The organism is Azohydromonas aeria, from assembly GCF_009760915.1.
Taxonomy (GTDB): Bacteria; Pseudomonadota; Gammaproteobacteria; order Burkholderiales; family Burkholderiaceae_C; genus Azohydromonas; species Azohydromonas aeria.
Genome location: NZ_VIDQ01000135.1, coordinates 1 through 11,796 on the forward strand (window position 1 = coordinate 1; position 11,796 = coordinate 11,796).

At 66.0% G+C, this 11,796-nt stretch carries 11 protein-coding genes and 1 pseudogene; 7 read left to right on the forward strand and 5 right to left on the reverse strand.

From position 1 onward, the window contains the following. Window positions 1–38 precede the first annotated feature (38 nt). The 5 genes from FJ694_RS34875 (at window position 39) to FJ694_RS36955 (ending at window position 5,614) form a co-directional block, all read left to right on the forward strand. Window positions 39–905, forward strand: a complete 867-nt coding sequence (locus FJ694_RS34875) for a c-type cytochrome (RefSeq protein WP_157272119.1) — start codon at window positions 39–41, stop codon at window positions 903–905. An 18-nt stretch (window positions 906–923) separates the two neighbouring features. Continuing rightward, window positions 924–2,306 (forward strand): cbb3-type cytochrome c oxidase subunit I, encoded by a 1,383-nt coding sequence (locus tag FJ694_RS34880; protein WP_157272120.1) that lies wholly within the window; start codon window positions 924–926, stop codon window positions 2,304–2,306. Continuing rightward, window positions 2,306–3,112: a CbbQ/NirQ/NorQ/GpvN family protein gene (locus tag FJ694_RS34885; RefSeq protein ID WP_157272121.1), complete on the forward strand. Its 807-nt coding sequence runs from the start codon at window positions 2,306–2,308 to the stop codon at window positions 3,110–3,112. The genes FJ694_RS34880 and FJ694_RS34885 overlap by 1 nt, the downstream gene beginning before the upstream one ends. A 23-nt stretch (window positions 3,113–3,135) precedes the next feature. Further along, entirely contained in the window at window positions 3,136–5,115 is a 1,980-nt protein-coding gene (locus FJ694_RS34890; RefSeq protein ID WP_157272122.1) for a nitric oxide reductase activation protein NorD, read from the forward strand. Between the two features lie 79 nt (window positions 5,116–5,194). Then, the gene (locus tag FJ694_RS36955; protein WP_232540364.1) at window positions 5,195–5,614 is read left to right on the forward strand and encodes a nitrous oxide reductase accessory protein NosL; all 420 of its coding nucleotides are present in this window, start codon (window positions 5,195–5,197) and stop codon (window positions 5,612–5,614) included. Between the two features lie 233 nt (window positions 5,615–5,847). Here the strand turns inward: FJ694_RS36955 and tnpC are convergent, their stop codons facing one another. The 5 genes from tnpC to FJ694_RS34920 all read right to left on the reverse strand — a co-directional run bounded on the left by tnpC (window position 5,848) and on the right by FJ694_RS34920 (window position 10,208). Beyond that, window positions 5,848–7,455, reverse strand: coding sequence for an IS66 family transposase (gene tnpC / locus FJ694_RS34900; RefSeq protein ID WP_157272123.1), 1,608 nt, complete (start codon window positions 7,453–7,455; stop codon window positions 5,848–5,850). Between the two features lie 111 nt (window positions 7,456–7,566). Then, a complete protein-coding gene (tnpB, locus tag FJ694_RS34905) occupies window positions 7,567–7,842 on the reverse strand; it encodes an IS66 family insertion sequence element accessory protein TnpB (protein ID WP_259373195.1) in 276 nt (91 codons plus the stop codon). A gap of 49 nt (window positions 7,843–7,891) precedes the next feature. Next, window positions 7,892–8,329, reverse strand: coding sequence for a transposase (locus FJ694_RS34910; RefSeq protein ID WP_157272125.1), 438 nt, complete (start codon window positions 8,327–8,329; stop codon window positions 7,892–7,894). 358 nt (window positions 8,330–8,687) lie between these two features. Beyond that, entirely contained in the window at window positions 8,688–9,710 is a 1,023-nt protein-coding gene (locus FJ694_RS34915; protein ID WP_157272126.1) for an IS110 family RNA-guided transposase, read from the reverse strand. A 303-nt stretch (window positions 9,711–10,013) separates the two neighbouring features. Beyond that, the gene (locus FJ694_RS34920) at window positions 10,014–10,208 is read right to left on the reverse strand and encodes a hypothetical protein (protein WP_157272127.1); all 195 of its coding nucleotides are present in this window, start codon (window positions 10,206–10,208) and stop codon (window positions 10,014–10,016) included. A gap of 2 nt (window positions 10,209–10,210) precedes the next feature. Between FJ694_RS34920 and FJ694_RS34925 the strand changes: the two genes are divergently transcribed. Together FJ694_RS34925 and FJ694_RS37500 are read left to right on the forward strand one after the other, a co-directional pair. Further along, window positions 10,211–10,963 carry an SDR family NAD(P)-dependent oxidoreductase gene (locus FJ694_RS34925; protein ID WP_157272128.1) on the forward strand — a complete coding sequence of 251 codons (753 nt, stop codon included), beginning with the start codon at window positions 10,211–10,213 and terminating at the stop codon, window positions 10,961–10,963. A gap of 195 nt (window positions 10,964–11,158) precedes the next feature. Further along, window positions 11,159–11,588: pseudogene (locus FJ694_RS37500) on the forward strand (transposase family protein); the annotation flags it as partial. Between the last annotated feature and the right edge of the window lie 208 nt (window positions 11,589–11,796).

Below are 11,796 nucleotides of genomic sequence, written 5' to 3' on the forward strand. Positions count from 1 at the left end.
TGGCCCACTGGTCGGGCATCGGCGTATAGGGCCCGGACATGGACAAGCGACAGGCCCGCTTCTTTGCCATCGGGGCCACGGCCGTCTCGGCACTGGTGTTTGGCGGGCTCACGCTCGACAGCCATCGTCAGTTCGACAAGCTCACCAATGCACAGAACCTCACGCCCCAGGTCGTGGCCGGCAAGGACGTCTGGCACAAGTACAACTGCATCAACTGCCACACGCTGTTCGGCGAGGGGGCCTACTACGCACCGGACCTCACCAAGATCACGCAGCACCGTGGAGAGGCTTACCTCACGGCCTACATGCGTGACCCTTCGCAGTTCTATGACGAGCAGCGCCACCGCCGCCTCATGCCGCGGCAGAACCTCTCCGAGCAGGAAATCAAGGACCTGATCGTCTTTCTCGACTGGGTCAGCAAGGTCGACAACCAGGGCTGGCCACCGCGCCCCATTCTCGTAACGGGGGCAACCATTCCGGGCACCGACATGAGCGCTGCGCAGCGCTCCCAGAACGAGCCGCCCGCACAGGCATTGCCCCCTGGCGCACGCCCGGTGACGCCCGCGCAGGACAACCCCATCGCGCTGGGCCAGGCGCTGTTCCGCTCCGTGCAGCCAGCCTGCAACGCCTGCCATTCGGTGGCGCCGGGCGTCAACATGGCCGGGCCGACACTGGCTGGCTTGGCTACCCGCGCCGCACGGACGGTGGCGGACCCTGCCTACAAGGGCAGTGCCCGCGACGCCGAGGGCTACATCCGCGAGGCGATCGTGCAACCCAGTGCGCACCTGGTGCCCGGGGCGATGTACTCGGCCAACGGCCAGTCGTTCATGCCCACCACCTACGGCAGCGGACTGCAGCCCCAGCAAATCGATCAGCTCGTGGCCTACCTGGCCACTCTCAAGTAACCGTCCCGGGAGGAAGCCATGAGATACCGTTCGCAGGCCGTGGCCTACTGGTACTTCGCCGTGGCCATGCTGCTGTTCGGGCTGCAGCTGGTGTTCGGACTGCTTTCGGCGGCGAAGTACCTGGGGCCCGACCCGCTGCTCTACATCCTGCCCTTTGACGTCACCAAGGTGATCCACACCAACTTGCTCGTGGTGTGGGTGCTCACGGGCTTCATGGGGGCGACCTACTGGATGGTGCCCGACGAGAGCCGCACCGAGCTCTACAGCGTCAAGCTGGCCTATGTACAGCTCGCGCTGTGGGTGGTCATGGGTGTGACGGCGGTGGTGGGCTATCTCTTTCGCTGGGGCACGGGCAACAAGCTGCTGGAACAGCCGCTGCCGCACAAGCTGGTGATCGTGGTGGTGATGTTGATGTTCCTGTGGAACATCGTCATGACCATTCGCAAGTCCGGACGCTTCACCGCCACCGAGGGCGTGCTGCTGCTGGGGCTGGCCGGTGCTGCCGTGCTGTACCTGCCCTCGCTGCTGGAGTTCGACAACTACACGGTGGCCATCTTCTACCGCTGGTGGACCATTCACCTCTGGGTCGAGGGCGTGTGGGAGATGATCCAGGGCGGCTTCCTGGCCTACTTGCTCATCCGCCTCTCGGGCGCTGACCGCGAGGTGATGGAGAAGTGGCTCTACGTCATCGTCGGACTGGTCTTCCTCGCCGGCATCCTGGGCACGGCCCACCACTACTACTGGGTCGGCGTGCCCTACTACTGGTTGCCCATCGGCGGGCTGTTCAGCGCGCTGGAGCCGCTGGCGCTGGTGGGCATGGCGATGTACGCCTACTCGGCGATGCGCCGCTCCGGCTTGTCGCATCCCAACACGCTGGCACTGCACTGGACCCTGGGCAGCGCGGTGTTCACGCTCTTCGGCGCTGGCCTGCTGGGTCTGGCCCACACCTGGCCCTCGGTCAACAAGTGGACGCACGGCACGCTGATCACGGCCATGCACGGCCATGCCGCCTTCTACGGCGCCTACGCCATGATCGTGATGGCCATGATCAGCTACACGCTGCCGGCGATGTCGCCCGGCCGCCGGGAACAGGGCAGCACGCTGGGCTACTGGGCTTTCTGGCTGCAGATCTCGGGCATGTTCGGCATGACGCTGTCCTTTGCCACGGCCGGCATCGCCCAGGTCTACCTGGAACGCATCATGGGCCTGGGCTACCTGGATTCGCAGCTCAAGATCCAGGTCCATTTCCTGATGCTCATGGCCACGGCAACGCTGTTCACCGTGGGCGCGGCCCTGTTCATCTGGGACTTCTTCCGCCGCGCGCCCCGGCTGGAGGTGGTGGTCGAGGGCAGTGAAGCCCCGGGCGCCACGCCGCTTGCTGCCCGGCAACGGCCCGCCTGATGACGCTGCCCGTATCCGGCGAGACGACCCGGGACGCGCCCTTCTACGTCCCGCGCGGAGAAGAGTGCACGCTGTTCGAGCGCTGCCACGCGCAGCGCCTGTCCGTGCTGCTCAAGGGGCCCACGGGCTGCGGCAAGACCCGCTTCGTCGAGCACATGGCCTGGCGACTGGGCAGGCCGCTGGTGACGGTGGCCTGCCACGACGATCTGGCGGCCAGCGACCTCGTGGGCCGCTACCTGGTGCATCACGACCGCACCGCCTGGCACGACGGGCCGCTCGCGCGCGCGGTACGCGAGGGCGCCATCTGCTACCTCGACGAGGTGGTCGAGGCGCGGCAGGACACCGTGGTGGTGCTGCATGCGCTCACCGACCATCGCCGGCTGCTGCCCATCGACAAGACGGGCGAGCAGCTCGCCGCTCCTGCGGAATTCATGCTGGTGGTGTCCTACAACCCCGGCTACCAGCGCATGGTCAAGGATCTCAAGCCCAGCACGCGCCAGCGCTTCGTGGCGCTGGAATTCGACTTCCCCGAGCCGCCCCAGGAGGCACGCGTGGTGCAGCGCGAGTCCGGCTGCGACGCCGCCACCGCGGCCGGGCTGGTGGAGCTGGCGCAGCGCCTGCGCTCATTGCAGGCGCAGGGCCTGGGCGAGGTACCGGGCACGCGGCTGCTGGTGGCTGCGGCGCGGCTGGTGGCCGCTGGCACCGACATCCGCACCGCCTGCCGCGTCGCGCTGGTGGCGCCACTGGGCGATGACCCGGTGCTGCTGGAATCCATGCAGGAGCTGGTCGATGCCAGCTTCGCGTAGAGCGCGCCGCGTGGGCTGAGCACATGGCCGAGGCCGAGGACGTCCTGGTCGATGTGGCCCGCCATGGCGTGTCCTGGGCCCAGCGTCGGCTTTCTCGCCCTGCTGGCGTGACGCCTGGTCTGGCCGACGTTGCGCCGCGGCTGGACGTGCTGCTGCGCGCGCTGCACGGCCGGTCCATCGCACTGTTGCCTGCACAAGCGCCGGCGCCGCGCACGCTGCTGGCCCGCTGGTGGCGCCGGGAGCCGGCCTGCTCCACGCAGGCGCTGCCAGGCACCGATGGCACGAGCGTGTGGCTGCCTGGCGAATTGTCGGGCGTGCCGGCGGTCGAGGTGCCGCTGCTCTATCGGGCCATGGCGCTGCAGCAGGCGCTGCGTGCGGCGCGTGGCAGTGCAGCCATTGCCGCCACAGCAACACCGGTGGAGCGCGACATCCTGCTCATGCTGGAGTCGCTGGCGGTGGAGGCGGCGCTGCTGCAGGAACTGCCGGGCCTGCGGCTGGCGCTGCAGCGGCTGCGTGCCGTGTCCCTGGAACGCCGGCCGCTGGCGCGCAGTCTTGCACCGGCCTGCCGGATGCTGGAAGCGGTACTGCGCCCGAGGCTGCTTGCGCCACTGGCTGCGGGCACGGCCCCACCTGCGGCAGAGCTGCTGGCCGAGGCGCGAGCGCTGGCGCAGCAGTTGGGCGACGCCTGCTTGCACAAGGACTGGTGGACGGGCGAATGGCGTCAGCCCCAGCCTGTTGCGCCCGCCATGGCAGCCGGGCCTGATGCCCCACCCGATGAAGGCGCCGATGCCGTGCCGCGCAGCGCGCGCCTGCCGCGTCGCCCGCAGGTGAGACAAGCCCAGGATAAAGAGGACGACGCCGAGCCCGGCGCCTGGATGGTGCAGACGGCCCAACCCCATGAGAAGGCCGAGGACCCGGCCGGTCTGCAGCGCCCCACCGATCACGACACGCAGGAGAGTGCGCAATCGCATGCGCAGTCGCTGGCCGAGCTCGAAGCCGCCCGCCTGGTGCGCACACCCCAGCGTGCTCACGAGGTTCTGCTCAGCGACGATCCGCTGCCCTTGCAGCCGGCACCGCCGTCCACGTCTCACGCCGGGGACGAGCGGGGACTGCGCTTTGACTACCCGGAGTGGGACGACCGCCAGCAACGCTATCGACGTCCCGGCGCAACCGTATGGGTTCGGACCGCCGAAGCGGGTTCGCCAGACTGGGTGCGGGCTACCTTGCGTCGCCACCATGCATTGCTGCAGGGCGTGGTCAAGCGCTTCGAGCTACTGCGTACGCAGCGCCTGCGCCTGCGTGGCCAGGTGGAGGGCGACGACATCGACCTCGACGCGCTGGTGCAGGCGCGGGCGGATTTCCGGGCCGGGTTGCCCTTGAGCCCGCGCATCTATTGCAGCCACCGCCTGCTGCGCCGGAATCTGGCCTGCGTGCTGCTCATCGACATCAGTGGCTCCACCGACAGCTGGCTCGCCGGCCAGCGTCGCGTAATCGACGTCGAGCGCGAAGGGCTGCTGCTGCTGGCGCTGGCCTTGCAGCAGTTGGGGGAGCCGCATGCGCTGCTGGCCTTCAGCGGCCGCGGCGCAGGGCAGGTGCAGCTGTGGCAGCTGAAGGCTTTTGATGAGCCCGGTGGCGAAGCCGTGGCGGCACGCATTGCAGGGCTGGAGCCGCAGCATTGCACACGCACGGGTGCCGCGATGCGCCATGCCTCGTGGCTGCTGTCTCAGAGACCGGAGCATCACAAGCTGCTGCTGCTGCTGTCCGACGGCAAACCGCAGGACGACGACGGCTATGAGGGCCGCATCGCGGTCCAGGACTTGCGACATGCCGTGCAGGAGGCACACGCATTGGGGCAGTATCCCTTGGCGCTGACCGTCGAGCGCCAGGCCGCAGCCTGGATGCCCAACGTGTTCCCGCCAGGCCACTGGGGCCTGCTGCAGCAGCCCGAGCGGCTGCCCCTGCTGCTGTTGCAATGGCTCAGGCAGCTGCTGGCGTCGGCCTGACCGAGCGGACCAGCATCTCTCGGCCGGGAAGTGGTGGCAGCGCGTACGGCGAGCACATGGCAACCGTCTTACTGTGAGCATGGCGCGCCATTTTTGTTTCTTCCGCACCACCGCGGTATTGATCGTCGGGGCCGTACTGGTTGCGGGTTGCAACCGGTCGGCATCATTCTCCCCACCGTCCGAGGTGCCTGTCGATGCGATCGGCCATTACGACGGCGTGCTGCTCGTGAACCGTGCGGGGCCTAAAGGGCAGGTTCATCTGGCAAGCCGCAAGGATCCGCTGTGGTTCTCGTCTGTACGTGACACCCTCTCGTTTATGCGGCGGCCCGCAGAACCGCGCGACATCTCTGCTGTCTACGTCAGCGACATGGCCCACGCCAAGCATTGGGACCAACCAAGAGCCGAGGCCTGGGTGGATCCCCGAAAGGCCTGGTTCGTGATCGACAGCGATCTGCGTGTTGATACAGGTACTTCGGAAGTGGTGCCGTTCTCTGATTGAGCGCTGGCTGAATCTTTCACTGCGGCCCGCCGCGGCCGCGTGGTCCGGTCGGGCGGCATCCCTGAAGACTACCTGCTTCACCCAGGCAATCCGCCCAGCACTGATGTCACGCGTCCATCGCGGTGGGGGCGGGCACGAGCCCAGCCACCAGCACTTCTGATCCATAGTAAGCGCGCAATGTTCCCCGTACTGGCAGACGACCACCGTATGTGCTTGCCGCCGAGCGGCGGTGTTCAGCTCGCCGCCGGTCCGAGCTTCCAGGGCAGTAGCGCCTCGAAGTCGTCCGCGGTCTTGGCCTTGGGCAACTCGGTCAGCAGCCGGCGCAGGTACCAGTAGCCGTCAATTCCGTTGGCGATGCAGGTCTGCAGCAGCGAGTACAGGTTCGCGCTGGCATTGGCGCCGGCCACTGTGTCGCTGAAGAGCCAGGCCCGTCTGCCGACCACGAACGGACGGATCCCGTTTTCGCAGGCGTTGTTGTCGATGGGGTAGTTGCCATCGTCAACGTAGCGCCTGAGCTTCGACCACTGTCCGTGGGCGTAGTGCAGCGCCTTGCCCAGCAGTGACTTGGGCATCACTGTGTGGAGCTTGGCCAGCAGCAGCCGCTCGATCTGGTCGAGGATCGGAACGCTCTGCTGCTGACGCCGCTGCTTCAGTGCGTCGCCTCTGAGCTTGTCCTTTCTGGCCAGCGACTCGACGTGGTACAGCCGGCCGATGAGGTCCATGAACTGCACGGCCACCTGGTCAGGACCGCGCTTGTCCTTGGCCAGCGCCTGCACGGCTTCATGGAACCGTCGTCGGGAGTGCGCCCAGCATGCCAAGTGCACGAGCTTGTTGGCCGTGGCGACGTTGTCGTAGGGGTCGTAGCCGTCGCTCATCAGCACGCTGCCCGCATGCACGCCGGCGTACAGGTCCAGCGCCGTCTGCGCACTGCGTGACGGCGAGTAGGCGAAGAGCCGGATCGGCGGCCCGGTGCCGTCGGCACCCGACCCCTCGGTCATCTGCACCCACATGTAGCTCTTGGTCTGCGCCTTACGCCCGGGCTCCTTGAGCACCTGGATCTCGGTCTCGTCGCCGTAGATCAGCGGCGCTTCCAGCAGACGGTCGCGCATGAGGTTGATGAGAGGCTGTACCGCCTGGCCTACGCGCACGACGCCGGCGGCCATCGTGTTGCGCGACAGGTCGCTGCCGCCGAAGCGCCCCAGCAGCGCCGCCTGGCGGTATAGCGGCAGTCCGTCGAGGTACTTGGAGGTGATGACCCAGGCCAGCAGCCCCTCGGTGAACAGCCCCTTCGGGATGACCTGCGCGGGCTTGGCCGCCAGGCGCAGTCCGCCGTCGCAGCACGGGCACGCGTACTTCACCCGCTCATGGCGGATGACGCGCACCTGCTGCGGGATGATGTCGAGCTGCTCGCTGGCCTCCACGCCGATCTCCTGCAGCGTGGCGCCGTCGTGCGGGCACACGCGTTCGGACTCGGGCAGCTCGTGGCGCACGACTTCCCGCGGCAGTGCCGGGTCCAGTGGCTTGCGGCCGCGCTTGGCGCGCTTGTGCGCCGGCACGTCGACGCTGTCGTCGTCTTCCGCGCCGCTCTCTTCAGCGGCCGGGGCGGCGCCAGCGCCGAGTTCCTCGGCCTCGTTGAAGAACAGGTCCTTCTGCTCGGTGCCGCGGACCTCGCTCTTGGCAGCGAAGAGCTGCCGCTTGAACCGGTTGAGCTGCTCCTGCAGCAAGTCGCGCTCGGTGCGCACTACGCGCAGCTCGCCCGCCAGCGCCTCGTTGCGGCGGGAAGCCTCGGCCAGCGCCTGCTGCAGGGCCTGGAACTCTTCGGCGCTGGGCATCTGCTGCATCGGCGGCGTTGTTCTCTTGGCGTTGGGCTGTGCCGGTGGGACGCCCCATTGTGCGAGAACTTCGCCATGGCCGGTACCGCTGCGGCACCCGGCCGTTACGTCCTCAGCGCGTCAGCCGACGTGCTCGTACACCCGCTGCGGGTGGCGCCTCACGGCAGCCACGTTGATGCCCTCCAGCAGCCAGTGCAGTTGCTCCACCGTCAGCGTCGGCACCGCCGCCTCGTCGGGCCAGATGAACTTGTCGGCCTCGAGCCGTTTAAAAAGGAGCCAGAACCCGTTGCGGTCCCAGCCCAGGATCTTCACCCGGTTGCGGCGCTGGTTGCGGAACACGTAGACGCACTCGGCGAACGGGTCGAGCCCCAGCGACTTCTCCACTAGCAGCGCCAGGCCGTTGAGCTCATGCGGAAGTCCACCGCCGGGCGGTGCAGGTAGACCTTCAGCCCTTCGTTGAAGCGGAACACCGCACCCTCCCCAGCGCCTCGATCACGCTGCACGCCTGGCCCAGGTCGCAGCCGCGCAGGTCCAGCACGACGCCGTTGGGCAGCCGGGCCTGCAGATTCACCACGGGCTCGGCCGCGGCCGGTTCGCCGGGCTCGATGCGCACCGGCACGAACTCCGATGCCTGAACGGCCTCCACGATCTCGCCGCTGGGCGGGGTGCTCTGTGCCACTGAGCGTTCGTGCTGCCGTACCCAGCTGGCGAGCTGGTTGGCATTGACGCTGCATGCGCGGGCGATCTTGGCCAGCGACGCGCCCGGCTCAAGGCACGCCATGACCAGCTCGTGCTTGGCACCCTCGTCGTAGATGCTGCGCCCGTCACGCTTGTGGCCGATCACCAGCCGCTGCGCCAACTCGGAAAGATGACTGTCTGACATTACGTGCCCATCTGCCTACGTGGGCACGTACCTTCTCAACACTGGCCGCAGGCCTCAAGGCGGGGTTATTTGAGCGTACATGGACGCCCCCTTTTGCCAAGCTTTCGGTTCGTAGACGCACGAGGGTGAAGATTGCACCCGTACATTCGGACTTTCTGCGCGAGACATGCTCGCTGTCCCTGATGGGTTCTGCTGGTCGGCGCCTCGATCGCTTACACGCACTCTGGGTGCCTCGTTCAACGCGGGCTGTGCCAACCACGGTCTGACCTGTCGTGCCATCAACTTGCTGATCGCTTGAGCAATCGGCGGTAGGAATCTCCTTCAGTACGTGAGTGCCGTTGGTACTTGGCGCCGGTTTTTACGCTGCGGCGTAGCCCGGCCGGAATTCCCGGTCATGAACGAGCAGTGCCCAGATTGTTCTGGCAGTCTTGTTGGCCAAGGCCACGGCAGCAATGTTCTTGTTCCGCCTGGTGGTCAGCTTGAACAGCCAGCTCTCGGTGTCGGCTCGCTGCGTCGAACGGAAGATCACAGACCTGGCCCCGTGGATCAGCATCGTTCGCAGGTAGGCATCGCCGCGTTTGCTCATGCCAAGCAAGTTGGCCTTCCCGCCGCTGGAATGCTGCCGCGGCACGAGGCCAAGCCATGCTGCGAACTGCCTGCCGTTGTCGAAGTTCTTCGCGTCGCCCACCGTGGCGACCAGTGCCGAGGCGGTCAGAGGCCCGATACCAGGAACCTTCTCGAGTCGACGACTTGCGTCATTGGCTCGATGCCAAGCCTTGATCTGGGCTTCGATCTCATCAACTTGCTGGTGCAGTACCTTGAGATGATCAAGCAACCTGCTGATCAGCAGCCGGAAGGCACCCGGTAGCTCAACCGCAGCATCCTCGATCAGCGCCGGGACACGATCTGCGATGTAGTGAATGCCCTGCGGCACGATGAGACCGTACTCTCCGAGCAAGCCACGGATTTGGTTGGCCTGTGCGGTGCGTGCCTTCACGAATCCTTGTCGAGCTCGGTGTAGGGCGAGTACCGCCTGCTGCTCGATATTCTTGATCGGCACGAACCGCATTGACGGCCGGCTCACAGCTTCGCAGATCGCTTCAGCGTCGGCTGCGTCGTTCTTGTTGCTCTTGACGTAGGGTTTGACGAACTGCGGCGCCATGAGCTTCACCGTATGGCCCATCGACTGCAGCTTTCGCGCCCAGTGATGAGCACTGGCACAGGCCTCGATGCCGACCAGGCACGCCGGCAGGTTGGCGAAGAACGCCGCGACCTGGTCGCGCCGCAGCTGCTTGCGCAGCACGGCCTTGCCGTGCTCATTTACACCGTGAACCTGGAATACGTTCTTGGCCAAATCCAGGCCGATCGTCGTAATCTTCATGGTGGACGCCCCTTCCGGTTTGAGTGGCTGCTGACACTTCCACTCTGGCACATCGATGCCGTTGTCGGGTGGGGGCGTCCATCCCATTGCTTACGATCCATAGCCGCCACTTGCGCAATCGGGGTTACCTGAAAGGCCGTTCGCGCGACCAGCATGCCACCGCCCTGCGCTTGGCGTAGGACCGCCATGGGCGGGGTCGAGTTGATGGCCGTTGCTGTATCGAGTCAGCGCGCCGCGAGGTTTTTGCTTCCGGGAAACGGCAAATATATTTGAGAAATCAACATAACGTGATATTGAGCTGACTTACCAGACAGCCGGCATGCCGACGGAAACTGAGTCATATTCTTGCGCCGCCGTCAATTTTTCTTGAACTTCTTCAAGGACCGGTTTGCTAGAACCGGTAGCCTGCTTGACGGGCAATTCCATTGCCCAGCTCCCCACGCGGCGGTGCCTACAGCCATATTTTGCCGTTTCCCACTCTGCCTTCTGGAGTTCCACCCATGTCTCTTTCCCTGCCTCTGCAGCACAAGACTGCCCTCATCACCGGAGCCGGCAGCGGCATTGGCCGTGCCATGGTGGAGCGCTTCGCGGCCGCAGGTGCCCGCGTGATCGCCTGCGACCGCAACCCCGAGGGCCTGGCCGACATGGCGGGACTCGAGGGCGTGCTCACGGTCGAGTCCGATGTCACACGCGCTGGGGACATCGAGCGGCTGGTCGAGCAGGTGAGCGCGAACTTTGGCAAGGTTGACATCGTGGTGCCCAATGCCGGCATCGCGCGCGTGATTCCATTCGAGCAGTGCACGCGCGAGGCGATGGCCGAGCAGTTCGAAACCAACTTCTTCGGCGCCGTAGAGACGGTGCGCGCGTTGTTGCCGCACATCAACGGCGGCGGCGCAGTGCTGTTCGTCACCACCTTCCTCACGCAGGTGGGATTTCCCGGGCTGGCTGCTTACAACGCGAGCAAGGCGGCGGTGAAGTCCTTTGCGCAGACGCTGGCAGCGGAACTCGCACCCCGTGGCATTCGCGTCAACTCGGTGGCCCCGGGGCCGATCGCCACGCCGCTGTGGGGTACCGTAGGCTTGCCTGACGCAGCGCTGAGGGATGTGGCTGCGCAGATCACCACCCGGCTCATGCCCCAGCGCTTCGGCGAGGCCAGCGACATCGCTGATGCGGCCGTCTTCCTGGCATCCGATCAAGCCCGATTCATCTACGGCCAGGAGATCGTGGTGGATGGCGGCTACACCATTGGCTAATCCAAATGCGCTTCTGCTGATGGGGCAATGGAGCAGTCTGCCATTGAGAATGGTGCTGCCATGCTAAAGGTTAGCCAGCAAGCCAGCAGCAGATAGATACTGGAGCGGGTGTAGCAGGTAATGCGCGAAAGCTAGGTGTTTGGTTCCGGGAAGTCGTGGTGCTGAAATCACAAGTTCTTCCCAGGAGGAAGCGCTATGGCAGCAGGTCTTCATGGCTCAGCCCGTACGACACCGCGAATACGAGCTGAGCTCCAAGCGTCGCAAGAAACGACCTGCTCCCTGGCGGCCAGGTACGGGCTGAACGAGAAGACGGTGGCGAAGTGGCGCCACCGCACCTTTACGGCTGAATGAGCCAATAGGGCCACGCAGGCCTAGCAGCAGCAAGCTCAGCGAGGTGGAGGAAGCAGCGTTGGTCGAGCTGCGCCGGCGCACGCTGCTACCGTTGGACGACATCCTGGGCTGCCTGCGGCAGACCCTCCCGCAGCTCAGCCGCAGCGCGTTGCACCGTTGCCTGGTACGCCACGGGATCAGCCGGCTGCTATGCAGCGACCAAAAGGACTCGCGGCGGGGCCGCTTCCCGGACACGCCGCCGGCCTACGTGCATATCGACAGCTGCGAGCTGCGAGGTAAGCGTTGCGGCTGGGCCCTTCTTGGCAGGGCTTGACCCTATGAGCACGATCGCCCGACCGTGCTGACCTTCTCACTTGGGGTGGACGGACTCCGCGTGCAAAAAGGTGCGCTTTCGGCCTACGGAAGCTGATATAGGGTTCTTACTTATTTGTCGGTCATTACAGCGGCGGCGCACCGCGATGGCTGGCTGTCCCCGCGTCCAC

Coding starts and splice junctions, on each gene's coding strand:
- FJ694_RS34910 (WP_157272125.1), bottom strand. CDS start 8,329: ATGTCAGACAGTCATCTTTCCGAGTTGGCGCAGCGGCTGGTGATCGGC.
- FJ694_RS36955 (WP_232540364.1), top strand. CDS start 5,195: ATGGCGCGCCATTTTTGTTTCTTCCGCACCACCGCGGTATTGATCGTC.
- FJ694_RS34890 (WP_157272122.1), top strand. CDS start 3,136: ATGGCCGAGGCCGAGGACGTCCTGGTCGATGTGGCCCGCCATGGCGTG.
- tnpC (WP_157272123.1), bottom strand. CDS start 7,455: ATGCAGCAGATGCCCAGCGCCGAAGAGTTCCAGGCCCTGCAGCAGGCG.
- FJ694_RS34915 (WP_157272126.1), bottom strand. CDS start 9,710: ATGAAGATTACGACGATCGGCCTGGATTTGGCCAAGAACGTATTCCAG.
- FJ694_RS34925 (WP_157272128.1), top strand. CDS start 10,211: ATGTCTCTTTCCCTGCCTCTGCAGCACAAGACTGCCCTCATCACCGGA.
- FJ694_RS34885 (WP_157272121.1), top strand. CDS start 2,306: ATGACGCTGCCCGTATCCGGCGAGACGACCCGGGACGCGCCCTTCTAC.
- FJ694_RS34880 (WP_157272120.1), top strand. CDS start 924: ATGAGATACCGTTCGCAGGCCGTGGCCTACTGGTACTTCGCCGTGGCC.
- FJ694_RS34875 (WP_157272119.1), top strand. CDS start 39: ATGGACAAGCGACAGGCCCGCTTCTTTGCCATCGGGGCCACGGCCGTC.